Origin of the sequence: Roseibacillus persicicus, from assembly GCF_014651675.1 — a bacterium.
Classification (GTDB): Bacteria; Verrucomicrobiota; Verrucomicrobiia; order Verrucomicrobiales; family Akkermansiaceae; genus Roseibacillus; species Roseibacillus persicicus.
In genome coordinates this window covers 18,143-34,175 of sequence record NZ_BMXI01000004.1, presented here as the reverse complement: position 1 = coordinate 34,175, position 16,033 = coordinate 18,143, and the positions used below count along the sequence as shown (strand labels likewise).

Annotated in this window: 14 protein-coding genes; 8 read left to right on the top strand and 6 right to left on the bottom strand. The window is 55.7% G+C overall.

Going from position 1 to position 16,033, the window contains the following annotated elements; genetic code table 11:
* Positions 1 to 8: 8 nt before the first annotated feature.
* Entirely contained in the window at positions 9 to 530 is a 522-nt protein-coding gene (locus IE099_RS05785) for a phospholipase D-like domain-containing protein (protein WP_189568209.1), read from the top strand.
* Between the two features lie 5 nt (positions 531 to 535).
* On the opposite strand, the gene IE099_RS05780 is transcribed toward IE099_RS05785, so the two are convergent.
* On the bottom strand, positions 536 to 1,276 hold the full coding sequence (locus IE099_RS05780; RefSeq protein ID WP_189568207.1) for an AraC family transcriptional regulator: 741 nt from the start codon (positions 1,274 to 1,276) through the stop codon (positions 536 to 538).
* Positions 1,277 to 1,398: 122 nt separating this feature from the next.
* Between IE099_RS05780 and IE099_RS05775 the strand changes: the two genes are divergently transcribed.
* The 3 genes from IE099_RS05775 (at position 1,399) to coaD (ending at position 4,380) form a co-directional block, all read left to right on the top strand.
* The gene (locus IE099_RS05775; protein WP_229809408.1) at positions 1,399 to 2,541 is read left to right on the top strand and encodes a Leu/Phe/Val dehydrogenase; all 1,143 of its coding nucleotides are present in this window, start codon (positions 1,399 to 1,401) and stop codon (positions 2,539 to 2,541) included.
* Between the two features lie 126 nt (positions 2,542 to 2,667).
* Entirely contained in the window at positions 2,668 to 3,684 is a 1,017-nt protein-coding gene (gene pheS, locus IE099_RS05770) for a phenylalanine--tRNA ligase subunit alpha (protein WP_189568203.1), read from the top strand.
* Between the two features lie 213 nt (positions 3,685 to 3,897).
* Positions 3,898 to 4,380 carry a pantetheine-phosphate adenylyltransferase gene (gene coaD / locus IE099_RS05765; RefSeq protein ID WP_189568200.1) on the top strand — a complete coding sequence of 161 codons (483 nt, stop codon included), beginning with the start codon at positions 3,898 to 3,900 and terminating at the stop codon, positions 4,378 to 4,380.
* A gap of 13 nt (positions 4,381 to 4,393) precedes the next feature.
* Here coaD and IE099_RS05760 read toward each other — a convergent pair whose 3' ends face one another.
* Positions 4,394 to 6,187: an arylsulfatase gene (locus IE099_RS05760; RefSeq protein ID WP_189568198.1), complete on the bottom strand. Its 1,794-nt coding sequence runs from the start codon at positions 6,185 to 6,187 to the stop codon at positions 4,394 to 4,396.
* A gap of 344 nt (positions 6,188 to 6,531) precedes the next feature.
* On the opposite strand from IE099_RS05760, the gene IE099_RS05755 reads away from it, so the two are divergent.
* Genes IE099_RS05755 through IE099_RS05740 form a run of 4 tightly spaced genes read left to right on the top strand, consistent with a single transcriptional unit; the run spans position 6,532 to position 11,499 of the window.
* Positions 6,532 to 7,527 (top strand): hypothetical protein, encoded by a 996-nt coding sequence (locus IE099_RS05755; protein WP_189568197.1) that lies wholly within the window; start codon positions 6,532 to 6,534, stop codon positions 7,525 to 7,527.
* 52 nt (positions 7,528 to 7,579) lie between these two features.
* A complete protein-coding gene (locus IE099_RS05750; protein ID WP_189568196.1) occupies positions 7,580 to 8,272 on the top strand; it encodes a YdjY domain-containing protein in 693 nt (230 codons plus the stop codon).
* Positions 8,273 to 8,299: 27 nt separating this feature from the next.
* On the top strand, positions 8,300 to 9,457 hold the full coding sequence (locus IE099_RS05745; protein ID WP_189568195.1) for a prenyltransferase/squalene oxidase repeat-containing protein: 1,158 nt from the start codon (positions 8,300 to 8,302) through the stop codon (positions 9,455 to 9,457).
* Between the two features lie 56 nt (positions 9,458 to 9,513).
* Entirely contained in the window at positions 9,514 to 11,499 is a 1,986-nt protein-coding gene (locus IE099_RS05740; protein WP_189568192.1) for a DUF455 family protein, read from the top strand.
* Here IE099_RS05740 and IE099_RS05735 read toward each other — a convergent pair.
* The 4 genes from IE099_RS05735 to IE099_RS05720 all read right to left on the bottom strand — a co-directional run bounded on the left by IE099_RS05735 (position 11,496) and on the right by IE099_RS05720 (position 16,028).
* On the bottom strand, positions 11,496 to 12,173 hold the full coding sequence (locus tag IE099_RS05735; RefSeq protein ID WP_425606166.1) for an N-acetylmuramoyl-L-alanine amidase: 678 nt from the start codon (positions 12,171 to 12,173) through the stop codon (positions 11,496 to 11,498). The two genes, IE099_RS05740 and IE099_RS05735, sit on opposite strands and share 4 nt — an antisense overlap.
* A 389-nt stretch (positions 12,174 to 12,562) precedes the next feature.
* Entirely contained in the window at positions 12,563 to 13,516 is a 954-nt protein-coding gene (gene cysK / locus IE099_RS05730) for a cysteine synthase A (protein ID WP_189568190.1), read from the bottom strand.
* Positions 13,517 to 13,569: 53 nt separating this feature from the next.
* Positions 13,570 to 14,307: a phosphoadenylyl-sulfate reductase gene (locus IE099_RS05725; RefSeq protein WP_229809406.1), complete on the bottom strand. Its 738-nt coding sequence runs from the start codon at positions 14,305 to 14,307 to the stop codon at positions 13,570 to 13,572.
* 2 nt (positions 14,308 to 14,309) lie between these two features.
* Positions 14,310 to 16,028, bottom strand: a complete 1,719-nt coding sequence (locus IE099_RS05720) for an NADPH-dependent assimilatory sulfite reductase hemoprotein subunit (RefSeq protein ID WP_189568188.1) — start codon at positions 16,026 to 16,028, stop codon at positions 14,310 to 14,312.
* Between the last annotated feature and the right edge of the window lie 5 nt (positions 16,029 to 16,033).

Here is a 16,033-nt window from a genome sequence, read left to right as displayed (position 1 = left end):
TCTCGCCCGTGACTGAACTATTGCTCAACGACCAGATCTATCATCGCGTTATTGAAGGCCTCGTCCCCGATACCCAACGCTACCTCTGGATCGTCACCGCAGATCTCAAGGACCTCCATGTAAAGAAAGGACGTCGCTACGTCCCCTTTCTCGCCGTGCTCTCGGACTTGATCGAAGCGGGAGTCGCTGTGCGTCTGTTTCACGCCAAAGAGCCCGGCCCCCGCTTCCGCAAAGACTTCGACCGCTACTCGGCACTGTTGGAAAGCGAGCTGTTCGAAAGAATTCTCTGCCCTCGAATCCATACCAAAGCCATCGTGATCGATGGAAAGACCGCGCTGATCACTTCCGCAAATCTAACTGGCGCGGGAATGGGGGCGAAGGGACCGACGAGACGAAACTTTGAAGCCGGCATCCTCACCGACGAGAAGGAGCACCTCCGCCCTCTCATAGAATGGATCGACGAACTCTATCTTGGCGAGCCATGCCTCAAGTGCGGCCGCCGTGATGTCTGCCCGGACCCAATCGCCTGATCGGCCTATGATTGAAAGGACCGGCGATACTCGCTGGCAGTCATCCCGGTCAGGTTCTTAAACTGCCGGCAGAAGGTTGGCTGATCACAAAAACCGAAGCGATAGGTGATCTCGCTAAGGGAGTCCTGACTATTGCGCAACCGTTCCGCAGCGGCTTCAACGCGAATGCGGGTGAGGAGTTGTCGGGGTGAGATCGACATGATGGAGCGCATTCTTCGCTCCAATTTGCGCAACGGAATTCCCGCTTCCTCAGCCAAGGTGGAAATTCGAATCGGCTCCGCAAAACGCTCCCGCATCAAATTGACAAAGTTCACGATGAGCGCCATCTCGGTATCGACATCGACCTTCATCCGCAAGTCACGAGTCGTCGAAGCCACCGCTATGATTTCCCGCTTCAGCCCCCTCACTGGGACCTTGTCACTAATATACCATCCCAAGCTGCGATCCGGATTGGTGGCGACGTCCAAGCGGTTGGAGATACTGGTCCCCTGCCGAAACACCTCCAGATCCTGTTCCTCGAAATTGATCGCCAGTGAATGAGGAAAGACCTCCCGGGTGTTTTTCCCAACCAGATCCTTCATTTTGTCGATTCCCACGCGTAGTAGAAAGGCCTTGTTCGCGCACAAGTATCGCCCCTGGCGGTCTTTGATGCAGAACATCACGTCCCGCAATTCGGCGAAGAGAAATTCCATCGCCTCAGCAGCTGGTGCCGCTCGAATAAACTCGTGATAGATTTTCAGGGCCATTTTGTGTTTTTCCGACATCCATCTCAGGGAAAACTCCGAAGACATACCAGCGCAAAGTGATATTCTTTCGCTTCCACGAGGGTTCAGCGCTCCAAGTGCTACTGCTGAAAAAAGCGACCTGGATGGCATTTTGTAAAAAGATGAAAGAGTTCACCGACGTTAAGAGGTTTCAGGATTTGATCGAATCACAGCCTGATTTCGATGCTCACGAAGAGGTCGTTTTCGCCCGGGACGAGCAGACTGGCTTGCAGGCTCTCATCGCGGTGCACAATCTCTCCCGTGGACCGGGAACCGGCGGCACAAGGCTATGGCGCTACGATCAATTCGAGAACGCGCTCACCGACGTGCTGCGTCTTTCCGCCGGGATGACCTACAAGAACGCGATGGCAGAGCTGCCCTTCGGGGGTGGCAAAGCGGTGATTCTAGCGCCAAAGGAATTCAAGTCTACCCGTGCGGAATTCATGCAGGCTTTCGGCAGAGCGGTTGAATCCTTGCAGGGTCGCTACTGCACGGCAGAGGACGTGGGGACCAACTGCGACGACATGGCCGAAATCGCCAAGAGCACTCGCCACATCTTTGGGCTGCGCGAAACAAGCGGCGACCCGTCCCCCTACACCGCGCGGGGCGTTCTGTTAGGTCTGCAGGAGAGTGTGCGCGAGGCGCTCGGAACGGATAGCCTGAAGGATGTCCGGGTGCTGGTGCAGGGAGTCGGCCACGTGGGATATCACCTCTGCCGCTTGTTATATGAAAAGGGTGCCAACATCATTGTGAGCGATGTCAATGAGACCGCGCTCGCCCGCTGTGAACATGAATTCGGTGTCGATGTGGTCGCACCCGACCGGATTTTCAAGACTGCGATAGACGTCTATGCTCCCTGCGCTTTGGGAGCCACCGTCAACGAAAGAAGCATCGCCCAAATGAAGTGCGGTGTGATTGCCGGAGCAGCTAACAATCAGTTGGAGTCAAACGAAACTGCCGAGCTCTTGCGCCAGGCCGACATCCTCTACGCTCCAGATTATGTGATCAATGCGGGTGGCATCATCAACATTGCCTGCGAAGTTTCCCAAAGCTACAACGCGAAAATCGCAACGCAGAAGGTCGACGAGATCCAAGGCCGGGTTCGGGAGATTTTCGCTCGGGCGAAAGCCGAGAACAAGACCACCCTGGCAGTTGCGGGAGAAATGGCTCGGGAACGTTTTCAGACAGGACAGAGCTCAAGCTTTCGAGTGGAAGATCTGACCAGAACCGCCGCGAGGATGGCCTGAGGACGAAGAGTGGCGGAAAATTGTCCAATTGCGGGCAGCTTCGAGAGCTTGCCCGCGAGAATGCGACAACGCGGCAAGCTTGCCTCTTGATTAATTGACCTTCTTGCGCCATCCCTCCCGCGTCCGATGAACTCCGATCTCGCTGAAATCCAGACCGCCGCCCTTGCCGCAATTGAATCCGCTCCCGATGGGCAGAGCCTCGAACAGGCTAAAATCGACTTTCTAGGAAAGAAAGGCCGTCTCACGGCGGCTTCGGGCCTGATGAAAACTCTTCCCAAGGAAGAGAAACCAGCTTTCGGACAATCCTTGAACCTTGTGCGCGGGGCGATCACTGCGGCCTTGGAGGAAAAAGGAGCAGCTCTTCAGGAAGTTGCGGATCGCGAAGCCATCGCGGGAATCGACGTGACATTGCCCGGACGTGAAATTCATTCCGGCGGCCTGCATCCCCTCACCCGTATCAAGGATGACGCCATTCAGATCCTGCGACGCATGGGTTTCGCTCTCGCCGAGGGACCTGAGATAGAGGACGAATTTCATTGTTTCGATGCGCTCAATACGCCGGCGGACCACCCTGCCCGGAATGAGAAAGACACCTTCTATTTCGATTCCGGCAAACTCCTGCGAACCCACACATCCTCGGTGCAAGTTCGCACGATGGAAAATCAGAGCCCGCCAGTCCGCATCATCGCGCCGGGGTCTGCCTATCGACGCGATGAGATCGACGCAACCCACCTGTCAGTCTTCAATCAATTGGAAGGACTGTATGTAGCCGAGAATGTTTCACTGGCTGACCTCAAGGGAACTCTCGTTTACTTCTTCCAAGAACTTTTCGGGCCCGACACAGAACTGCAGTTCCGTCCCCACTTCTTCCCTTTCACCGAACCCTCGTTCGAAATTGACATCAAGCTTCACATCGCTGGACGGGCACCGAAGTGGATCGAGGTCGCAGGCTGCGGCATCGTCGATCCTGCGGTATTTTCCGCGATCAGCAAATCCCGCGGCGACGAGGCTTTCTCCCCCGACAAGGTCACTGGATTTGCCTTCGGCATGGGCTTGGACCGCCTCGCCATGATTAAGTGGGGCATCAAGGACATCCGCCTGCTCATCGAGAACGACACCCGTTTCCTCAAACAGTTCGCCTAGCCCGCTAGCTGGAGAGCACGGTTACCCCCGCATCTTCATCAGGACAATTGCGATGATGATTCCAAGGGAAATCAGGAGAAGAATAATTCGACCCGACCGGGTCTTGGCGGCGTTGCAAACAAGTCAAAGCATGAAAAAGTATCGTCCATCTTTCGAGAAACTCAACGGAAGATCTTCTGTTTTTCCCAATCAAACTGTGCCTGAATCCTTCTTGTGAGAACCGCCGTTTATGCAGGGTCCTTTGATCCCCCTACCAATGGTCACCTCTGGATGATCGAGCAAGGGCTCGCCCTTTTTGACCGTCTCATTGTAGCCATCGGGACCAACCCGTCCAAAAGCTACACCTTCACGGTCGCCGAGCGACTCTCGCTCCTGAAGGCTTCCGTCCCAGCGAATGAAAATCTCGCGATTGAGCACTTCGACAATCGCTACCTCGTCGATTACGCCAAGGAACAGGGAGCGAAATACATTCTGCGCGGAATTCGTTCGCCTGGCGACTACGAGTACGAACGAGTGATGCGCCACATCAATAACGATCTCGCCCCCACCATCACCACCTGCTTCCTCATGCCGCCCCGCGAATTGGCGCAAGTTTCATCCAGCATGGTGGAATCCCTCATCGGGCCGCAAGGGTGGGAAAAGACGGTGGAGCGTTACGTTCCACCGCCTGTCTTCGAAGCCTTGAAGGCGAAGTGAGTCGCCTTGATTCCTAGAGCTTCTCGACCTCGGCAAAGTAGGCGCCGATTTCCTGATCATCTTCGGTCGTGAAGACTCCTTCCAACTCGATATCTCCCGCCTCGAGCTCGACTTCGAAAGAAACGGCGGTGTCGTCAGCGCCGACCGCTTGTTCTGCTTCGAACTCTCCGATTTTCATCTTCGCCCGATTGATGGCCAGGGCCTTGCCGGGAGTTTCGCGGAAAGCGGCCAGGCCCGGAACGGGAGCTCCGGGGGCCAGGCTTGCGGTGATTTTTGCGCCTGTTTCGCGAGGCCAGCGACGCAAGGTAACGCGATACTTTCCTTCTGCTGCCACTTTAAGCGCCCAGAACCCCTTGCTGGCAGGACCAGACCTTACCGCGGCCTGATTCCAGGGAACCATATTGCTTTCAGTCACCCAATCATGCGAGGTCAGCTGCCCCTTTGGCTCGGCATCACTGCCGACAACAATGCGAGCTTGTCGGGTCAGCGAAGGAGCCAGACTGTCCCACCAGATATCATAGTCCGCCCGCAACTGCTCAACCACATCGGGAAGATCTTTGGCCAAGTTGTTCTTTTGACCGGGATCGGCCTGGATATCGTAAAGTTCCTTACCATTAATAAGACGCCACCGCTCGGTCATGGTGCTGCTGTTTCTCCATTTCTTAGGCTCACGAACTCTCTGGGAATCAGTCACCAGGGTGCGCGCGGGCCAAGCTGCATCCTCGTCCTTGAGCAATGGAACCAGCGAACGCCCATCCAGCTTGTAGTCGACAGGCAAAGCCTGAAGTCCCAGGAGATCGATGAGAGTTGGCAGGACATCGATGTGAGCGGTCAATTGCTCAATGTCACGACCTTCCGACAAGCCACCCTTGGGCCAATGAAGGAAAAATGGCACGCGGTGCCCTCCGTCATACATCGAGCCCTTGTTGGCCCTCATTCCCGAGTTGTGAACATTCGCGCCCGAGGCGGTGCCGTTGTCGGTCATGAAGATGAACAAAGTGTCCTCCGCAAGGCCTTCCTCCTCCAGCCATGACCGCAGGGCCCCGACGTTCTCGTCGATATTGGCGATCATCCCGAAGAAGACCGCCACTCGCTCCTTATTCTTGGAGTCCTTCAGCTTCTCCAGATACGGCTCCGTATACTTCTCGGGACAGTGAAAAGGGCCATGGGGAGCGTTGGTCGAGATATAGGCGAAAAAGGGCTTCTTTGCCTTGGCGCTCTCACCAATGAAACGCTTGGCTTCTTGGAAATAGACATCCGTGCAGTAGCCCTCGTATTTCTCTGGCTTGCTGTTGTGGAAGTAGGTGTCGTCGAAATAAGAATTATCCCAAAAATCGGGAGTCTGTCCGACCCCGCCGCCGCCGTGGCGAACAACCTCGTGAAAGCCCCGGTCCTCAGGCCGGAACGGATAGTTGTCACCCAGGTGCCATTTGCCAAACATTCCGGTTGCGTAGCCACTACCGGCGAAGACCTCGCCCAAGGTCTTTTCTCCCTCAAAAAGAAAGGACTTGCCCATGATGGTGTGCCAGGGACCCGCGCGATTGGTAAAGTGTCCACTCATCAACGCGCCCCGGGTTGGAGCACAGGTAGGACTCACGTGAAAGTCGGTCAGCCGGACGCTTTCGCCATGAAGTTCGTCGAGATGCGGAGTCTCGAGGACGGGGTTGCCGTGACAAGAGAGGTCGCCGTAGCCTTGGTCGTCAGTAATCACTAAGACCACATTGGGTTGAGCTGAAAGGAACGGTGCCAACGCCGCTGCAGCCAAACAGGTAAGATGGGAAAAAAATCGCACGGTTTGCAAACGCATAGTCGAACGAGTTTCTATCCAAGTTCCCAGCCCCCTTCCATTTTAAAATCAAATGGTGCCGCCGACCGGAAGCCTGGAAGGACAGTCCAAATCCCGAAAATCCTCCATTCGCACCATTCTCCTGCCAGTTTCACGGCAAGCCTTTGCGGCGAAAAGTCAAACCGTTCGAATCAGGATGGGTCGCTCGAATGTCGTGAGTGAATCAGTCACCGAAGGAAATGAAATTGCTCTGAATTCCACACCGCCGAGCCGAGAGAACTCAGAAAGATCGGCTTTTCCTGCCCTGACGACAGACCTTTTCCTGTTCTGCGCGGTGGGAACAAGGTCTACTGAGGCCGCTCCTGATGATTCCTTACAAGGCAGCCATTCCCATTCTCCTTCTCACCCCTCTGGCCATTTGGTTTTGGGGCATCAGAAAGTATGACTTCATGACCCCGCGGGCGATTCCCGCCAGCGAGCTGCGCCCGGACTTCGCCTCTCCAGTCAATCGGGAGATTGCCGATGAGCTGGCTCCACTGGCCCAATCTCCTCCCGAGACCGAGACTCCCTCGATTCCGGAAATTGATCCGGGGGACCTGATGGTTTCACCCGGACTGGACGAATATATGAAGGACGCCCACCTTGGCGCTCCTTCCTTGCTGAACCTTGCCCAGCGGCTTCAATACGAAGGTCAGTTGCAACGCTCCGTGCTGGCTTACGAACGCGTGCTCGACTCCACGCCTTCCGGAGGAACATCCCAATCCGAGGCCGAGGCCGCACTAGTTGCCCTCAAAACCTCCCTTCCCTTATGGAATGCGGACCCCGCGGCAGCCACGCAGATCAAAGTTCATTTGGGCACGGCTCGGACGCCCGAATCCTTGTCAGGCGCTCTCGCAACGTTGAGCGAATTGATTCGAGTTAGCAGTGGGAACCTTTGTCAGGCCGAATTTCAAATCATCACCTCACCCGAGCCCTCCCAGCCACTCCCCGCTCTTCCCGTAGCGATGTGGTTGACCATGCCGAGCGAAGACCCGGAAAAGCCTTCATTCGCAGTGGTGACGGTCGCACCCAAATCCGACGAGGAATTGAATGACAGGCTGACCCATGGGCTCTATCGCCTCCTTTCGCGCCGCATCGTGGCGATTGACAAACTCACTCCACCTCCCCCTCTTCTCAAGGGCGAGGATCCCGAGAATGCCATTGTTAACAAACTGACCCGATTGGCATGGAAACAGATCTTGGAAACTCCCTTTCAATCACTTGAAGCCGGCCCTCCCATCGAGAACGCGCCCGGAGAAGAGCCATCCTCCGACGCAACTGAGAATGGCGAGGCGAGCGGTGAGGAAGAAGTGGCTCAATAATCTGATTTTTCCCAAAGACAGGTCGGGAATGCAGCGTTACTCTCATACACACATGAGAATTTTCGCCGTCTTGCTCGCCCTTTTACTGACTACCGCCGCTGAAGAACCGACGCAACCGGTGGTCACGGAACTCGGGGATGGCAAGTATACCATCGGCACGGTCGAGTTCGACGAGAACAGCCGGAGAATTTCTTTCCCTGCTGAGATCAACCAAATTGAAGGCGTGCTGGAGTTCGCCATCGTTCATGAGAAAGGGAAAATTCACGAGTCCCTCCTCATGACCAGGACATCCGCCTTGCACCTCAACATTGCGCTCAAACTGCTGCGCTACCAGAGCTCGCCTGAACTGTTTCCCATTCTCGATGAGAACTTTGAAAGCACTGGTCAATTTCCCGATGTTCCCGAAGCCCAAAAGACAGCATCGAGGTTGCAAATTCTCGTCTCTTGGGAGCAGGACGGCGCGAAGAAGGAATATTCCCTCAACGACCTCATCTATCACACCACAACTGAAAGACCGATGGAACCCGCTCCCTGGATCTATCAGGGTTCCTACATTCACGAAAACTCCTTCAAAGCCGAGACCTCCGGAGACCTCGTCGCCATCTACATCACCCGCTCGTCCCTCCTGAATTTTGCAGGAAAAGACAACGAGACAGACGAACCCTGGACGCCCAACCAGAAAATCCTGCCCCCCATGGGCACTCCTGTCACCGTCACCTTTGCCCCTCTGTTAGAGAAAAAATAGTCCCAGAATCGAACACCTGTTAGAACCATGTTAAAAGCACTCCTACCGCTCATCGCGGCCACCGTAACTCTCGGCGCCCAAGAGGTGACCGAGAACAAAGAAGTCGCCAATCACTACCTCTCGCTCAAGCTCGAATCCGAGCGAGCCATCACGACTGGCGTTGCTTACCTGAAGGGGCAGCAGCAGCCCGAGGGCCACTGGGGAGATCCCAAGACACCCGCAGTCACGGCCTTGGCGCTCACCGCAGTGCTCCGCGACCCAAGCTTCGACCACGACGGAGAGATTCCCGAGTGGGTGAGCAAAGGATTCGACTTTTTGCGCAGCTGTAAAAAGCCTGACGGAGGAATCTACGGCAAAGGCCTTGCCACTTATAACACCTCGACTTCAATGATAGCCTTTCTCGCTCTGGGCAAAGAGGAAGACGAGCCCCTCATTCTCAGCGCGCGTGCTTTCCTCATCAATCAGCAGACCGACTGGGGCAACAAGGGCGAGACCGACGACCAGTTCGATGGGGGCATCGGCTACGGGGGCTCCTATCCCCACTCCGATATGTCCAACACTTACCTTTCCCTGGAGGCTCTTTACCACAGCAAGCAACTGGCGACGGACTCCAAGCACGGCAAGCAGCCCAAGCTGGATTGGGAAGCCGCCTTGCAGTTCGTCTCCCGCTGCCAAAACCTCACCGAAACCAACGACCAGCCTTTCGCCTCTGATGATCCGGATAACAAAGGCGGCTTTGTCTACTTTCCCGCAGACAGCAAGGCAGGCGAGCAAGAGCTACCAGACGGAACGGTCGCACTGCGCTCCTATGGCTCAATGTCCTACGCCGGCCTTCTCTCTTTCATCTATGCTGATCTCGAAAAAGACGACCCACGCATCGTCGCGGTCTTGGACTGGCTGGGTCGCAACTACACCCTCGCGGAAAATCCAGGCCTTGGTGAGCAAGGTCTCTACTACTACTATCAGACCATTGCGAAGGCACTTTCCGCGGCTGGCGTCGACAAGTTGAAATTGCCAGATGGCAAGGAAGCCGATTGGCGCTTGGACCTGACCCGCAAGCTTCTCGCAAATCAGCGCGAGGACGGATCTTGGATCAACTCCAACTCCCGCTGGTGGGAGAATGATCCCGTCCTGGTGACCTCTTACACCGTGCTTTCCCTCGCCCAGTTGCACGCGGTGATGTAGCGTGCTGCGGCTGTTGCAAGCGAGGTTTTTGCGACTTCGCCTTGCCCAGACCACCCATGACCGTTCGCGAATACGCCGAGAGCATCCTCCTAGCCAAGACTCTGGAGGGCAAGTTGGCTCCGCCTCCTGCGGGGATGACTCTCGATCCGCCCCACAAGGGCAGCTACCAGACCCCCGACCTGCCGGGACGACCCGAGCTTCTGATGCCTCGCCGCAGCGGCGAGACGCGGACCAAAATCCCGTCCTCCGAGCAACTTGGTGACGAGGATCATCGCTCGGTCTTGCTTCACTTTTTCTGCAATCACGAGCTCATCGCGGTCGAGCTGATGGCGCTCGCTTTGCTCAAGTTTCCCGACGCGCCCGATGCCTTTCGCCGGGGTCTCCTCCACACTTTACAGGAGGAACAAGAGCACACCCGGCTCTACCTCGACCGCATGGCCGCCACTGGAACGGTCTTTGGCGAGCACAGTCTCTCTCGTATGATCTGGGACCACATCGCGCCCATGACCTCGCCCATCGAGTATGTCTCGCGGCTGTCCCTCACCTTCGAGCAAAGCAACCTCGACTACGCCAACCATTACTCCAAGGCCTTTGCCCGGGTCGGTGACGAAACGACTTCCGGGCTTCTCGCGCAGATCTACAAAGACGAGATCGCGCATGTCGGTTACGGGCTGAAGTGGCTTCGGCGCTTCAAGAAGCAACAGGAGACGGACTGGGATGCCTGGCACCGCTCCTTGGCCCATCCCCTGACACCCGTGCGAGCAAAGGCTCCGGGCGGGATTCCTTTCAACCGCGAGGGCCGAAAAAAGGCAGGCCTCGACGACAGCTTCATCGAACAATTGCAGATCTATCAGCGCTCGCGCGGCCGCACCCCCTTCGTCCATTTTTTCAATCCCAACTGCGAAGCCCACGCCGCAGCCTCCGCGATGGGAACGGCCTTCCAAGGGAACAAGGCCAGCCGACACCTTGAGGAAGATTTGGAAGCCCTCATCCTCGCCAACGCCCATCCCGATGATCTGGCTCTCTTGCGGATTCCCCCTTCGCCCCATCATCTCAAGACTCTCAAGGACGCGGGCCTTCCGCTCCCTGAGATTCTGCCTTTGCATGAAAAGGACGAGCTCGCGACTCGAAAGCTGGGAGGGTTTTGCCCCTGGGCTTGGTCTCCGGATTCGAGCAAACTCTTCGAGAACTTGGCTGACAACCCAACCTCAAACACGCTTCATCCCTGGCGCGAGCCACTGCCAACTGACCAGTTTTCAAAAAAACTCACCTCCCGAATCGTCGAACAACTCGATGTATCCAATAATGAAAGCCACACATTCTCGAGCCTACGGGAGGCCCAATCTTTTATTGAGACCAACCTCGTCACAGGCCCTCTCCTCCTCAAACCTTCTCTCGGCTGTGCAGGCCGAGGTCACTTGGCCATCGAGCGCAATTCACCCCAAGAAAGAACTCAGTCGTGGTTGGAGAAGGTTCTCAATGAGCAAGATGCGCTCGTAATCGAACCCCTGCTCCCCCGCCTCCTCGATTTCTCCGCCCTTTACGATATCTCACAAAATGGCGATGTCCGCTTTCTGGCTTTCACCCGTCTCATCACCGATTCCAGGGGACATTATCGAGGGACCCAAGTCGCTCCAAAAATCGGGAATCTTTTTCCCTCGGACCTCACCATCCTTTTTCATCAGGATTGCATCTCTGCCGGAGGCAAGCACTACTCAGGACCGGCCTTCTATAAACGGCTCCTACCCCGATCCCTCTCTACTCTCCTCCCTCACTACCACGGACCAGTCGCCGTTGACGCTCTGTTTTACCAATCCGAGAACTCGCTCGCACAGGTGAGACCAATCGTCGAAGTCAATGCCCGCTGTTCTATGGGAAGAATCGCCCACAACCTGCGACGGAAGCTTTCGCCGGATTCCGTGGGACAACTCACAATCCACCGCACCAAAGAGTTGTCAGGCGAGCTGCCAACAGGTCTTGCTATCAATGACCCCGGGAAGGCCAAGAGCTTCCTCGCTGTCTGGAGCGAAGTGCCCTTCTAGTAAGCCCGGTCCCAGCGCTCGATTCCAGCCAGAATGCTACGAGCAGCCGCGTCTTGAAAAGAGGAGGTGTTGCAACGAGCCCGTTCCTTGGCATTGCTGATGAATCCACACTCAACCAATGCGGCCGGACATTTGGTATTATGCAGAACGGTGAATCCGGCATAGCGCGCGCCGCGATTCCTCACTTTGCAATGGCTGACCAAGTTGCGCTGTAAAGAGGAGGCAAGATAGCGACTGGTGCTCGAACCGCCGTGAAAAGTCTCTCCGCCATGAACCCAGGTTTCACGTGTCGCGTTATAGTGAATGCTAACAAATACCGCATTGCGATAGCGATTGGCGATCGCCGCACGACTCATCAACGACACATACCTGTCACTCCGCCGAGTCATCACCACCTTGTAACCAGCACGCTTGAGGTAATACTCCAGCTTGAAAGCGGTTTTCAGGTTCAAGTCCGACTCGCGCACCCCACCCCAGACTGCGCCCTTGTCCCGACCTCCATGTCCGGGATCGATGATGACGGTTTTCGATTTCGTTACACTACTTGACGAGCGAGTGACGGTGGAAGTTTTCAGCGAGATGCTGGCAGTCTTTTTCTTGCTGCTGGTTCCGGGAATGGTGAGTCTTCTCCCGATCTGCAAGCTCGTTGGCTTTGTGATTCCGTTTTCACTCATCAAGCGCTGAACCGAAACCTTGTTGGCAGTCGCTATCGAGTAGAGGGTTTCCCCCTTTTTTACGATATGCGCCCCGTTGGCATTCGCTAGAACCGCGACAAGGCAGATTCCGCACAAAAGAAATGATCTGATAACGCTGAAAACACTCACTGGATCTGAATCATGACAAAGTTTTTAATATTTGTAAATATTTTTTGCTTCCATTTAATCAAGTTTTACAAATTTTCAAGTTCACCCAACCAATTAGTCGCGAGTTCTCAGCAATTCTCAGCAATCCTCTGGCCTTCAAAACCAGCTCCCTCTTATGCTTGGCTGAAATTTCAAAAAAAAAGACCCTTCGCTCAGTGAGAGCGAAGGGTTTGGAAAATGGGTAACCGGAGAATGAGACTTTAAATTTCGTGAGTCGGTAGATTGCTGACCTCTTCCTTGACCGCCTCGGCCAATGGCGTGCTGAGGTAGCGCTCGGTGGAAGAACAACCCACGGTCACGATGCGACCTCCGGGAAACTTCTTCGCAATCTGCATCGCGGACCACACGTTGGCTCCGGTGGAAATACCCGCAGGCAGACCCTCATCCTGAGCGAGACGTTGCGCGGTTGCGAAGGCGTCTTCGTTGGTGACCTGCACCACTTCGTCGATGATTTCGGTATTCAAGTTGCCGGGAATGAAGCCGGCTCCAATTCCCTGAATTTTGTGAGGACCAGGCGATCCACCCGAGATAACAGGACTGGCTGTTGGCTCGACCGCCACGATGTGAGTTCCACCACGTGACTTGAGAACTTCGCCTACTCCAGAAATCGTTCCGCCGGTGCCAACGCCCGCGACGAAAGCGTCGACCTTGCCCTCGGCATCTTTCCAGATCTCCTCAGCGGTAGTTTCGCGGTGGACTTGGGGGTTGGCGGGGTTGTCAAACTGGCTGGGGCCAAAGGAGCCTTCACCGTGTTCCTCCAACAACTTCTTCGCCATCGCAATTGCGCCGCCCATGCCCTTGGGTCCGGGAGTCAGTACGATTTCGGCCCCTAAGAGACGAAGCAAAACCCGACGTTCCATCGACATCGTCTCGGGCATGGTGAGAATACAACGATAGCCCTTCGAGCGAGCCACGAAGGCGAGCGCGATTCCGGTGTTGCCGGAGGTGGGCTCGATGATAGTGCCGCCTGGCTTCAAGCTGCCATCACGCTCGGCTGTCTCGATCATGGCCTTGCCAATCCGGTCCTTCACACTGAAGAGCGGGTTGAAGAACTCCGCTTTCACAAAAATTTCCGCGCCCGCTTCTTCCGAAATCTTGGGCAACTTGATGAGGGGCGTGTTGCCCACGGTATCGACCATATTGTTTGCAATCATGTCAGTTAATTATTGAGAGGTTTTGAGACTTTCCCAACGGAAAAAAGGGAAAATTAGATTTGGAAATCGGTCACCCCGGAATTGAGGTGAAGACCGCACTCATATTTTTCGCCCCCGAAGCGGGTTTCCTCCGCCGAGTTCGCTTCGGAGACTTTCTTGGTCGAATGCCAATCCCCCATAGTGACGTATTCGTCCGCGAGAGGATGCTTGGGGAGTTGATACTTTCGGAAGTAGTTCTCCACCTGTTCGTCATCCCAATCGAGGATGGGATAGGCCTTCATGGTCTTGGACTGCTGCTCCGCAAAAGGACGTTCCACCCGGGTCTTGGAGTGACTGCGACGCAGCCCGCTGAGCCAGACTTGTGCACCCAGCTCTTCGATGGCCCGGTTCATGGGCTCGACCTTGTTGAGGAGAGAATACTTCTCGTTCCCTTCCGCCCCCTGCTCCCACAGCTTGCCATGCACCGCCTCTTGCCATGCCGGGCTCCACTTGGGTCGGTAGACCTTGATATCGAGACCGAGGCTTTCACTCAACTCCACCGCATAGCGATAGGTCTCGTCAAAAAGATATCCCGTATCGATGAACACCACCGGAACCTCGGGTGCATGGTCTTTGACCAATTTGAGCATGACCGCCGCCTGCAGACCGAAGCTGGTGCTGGCAACGACCCGACCGGGAAAGCGCTGCGAAAGTTCCTCAATTCGTTTTCCTGCGGAGAGAAGAGCCAACTCATCAGACAAGGCAGCGACATCAGTGCGTTGAGCACCATTGATTTGTTGAGTCTCGTTCACCTTTATTCTGAAGCAAAAGCCTCTTTCTTAATGTTGTCGTGGAAGTCGCCTCCCCATTCGGTAGCGGCGACGTAACCCTTGCGAATCACAAAGTCCCCGAACTTCTCCCCGTCATTTCTTTCCTTCGCATAGTGCTCCAGAATTGGATCGAGGGTTTTGCGAATATCTTCTTGGGACAGATCCTGGCGATAGAGTTTGTTCAAGCGCATCCCGTTGTGTCCTCCACCGAGATAAAGATTGTATCGTCCCGGTCCGCGACCGACGAAAGCGATCTCGGCCAAGAAAGGACGCCCGCAACCATTGGGGCAACCCGTCATCCGGATGGTGATGGCATCGTGGCGCAATCCGACCTCTTCCAACTTCTCCTCCAACGATTCAATCACTTCGGGGAGATAGCGTTCGGCTTCAGCCAAAGCCAAAGCACAAGTCGGCAGTGACACGCAAGCAATCGAGGACAAGCGCAAGGCGCTCCGTTCGTGACTGCTCGCGATGCCGTAGGTCTCCATCAGGGCTTCGATCTCGGCCTTGTTCTCGGGAGCGATGTCCGCGATCACGAGGTTCTGGTTGGCGGTCAGCCGGAAGTCTCCCTCGTGAATTTTGGCAATCTCACGCAGGCCGGTGCGCATCGGATAGGCCTCGGTGTCCAGCACCCGTCCTCCTTGCACGAACATGGTGTAGTGAAATCTGCCGCGATCGTCTTCCATCCAACCGAAACGGTCGCCATTGTCTTCGAAGACAAAGTCACGCGCAGGCTCCAGGTCGTAACCGAGATACTTGTTCAGCTCCGCCAAAATCCAATCAACACCACGGTCCTCAATAGTATACTTGAAGCGGGCGTGCTTGCGATTGGTGCGGTCACCATAATCACGCTGCACCAGAACCACCTTCTCGGCCACATCCACAACCTGTTCCGGCTTGCAGAAACCGATCACATTGGCCGCGCGGGGAAAGGTCTTTTCATCGCCATGGGTCATGCCCAATCCGCCTCCGACCGCCACGTTGTAGCCGACGATGTTGCCCTCTTCCACGATAGCGATAAAGGACAGATCGTTCGCGCAGATGTCGACGTCGTTGGAGGGAGGAATCGCGACTGCAATCTTGAACTTGCGTGGCAAGTAGGTCTTCCCGTAGATCGGCTCCACCTCTTCCTCGCTCGACTCCACCTTTTCCCCATCCAACCAAATCTCGTGATAGGCGCGGGTCTGGGGAGTTAAGTGTTCAGAGATATCTTGTGAAATCTTCAGCGCCTCCGCGTGAACCGAGGAGAGATAGGGATTCGGATAGCACATCACGTTGCGGTTCACGTCTCCGCAAGCGGCGATAGTGTCCATCGCGGTGTCGTTGATCTCCTTGATGGTGCGCTTCAAGTTGGACTTGATCACCCCGTGCAACTGATAGGCCTGACGGGTGGTCAACTTGATGGTTCCATTGGCAAACTGGTCGGCCATGCGATCCACTTCCTGCCACTGGATGGGCGTGGTCACGCCGCCGGGGACCCGGATGCGAATCATGAAGGAGTAGGCTTTTTCAAGCTTGTGGGCGCGGCGACCAGCGCGGATGTCGCGGTCGTCCTGCTGATAGGTTCCGTGGAATTTCAGCAGCTGCTGGTCGTCCTCCGAGAGAGAGCCGGTGGAAAGGTCCTGGAGACCTTCCGCGAGAGTTCCCCGCAGGTAATTGGAACGGGTTTTGATGCCTTCGTTGGCTGAGAGTTTTTCACTCATGGTCT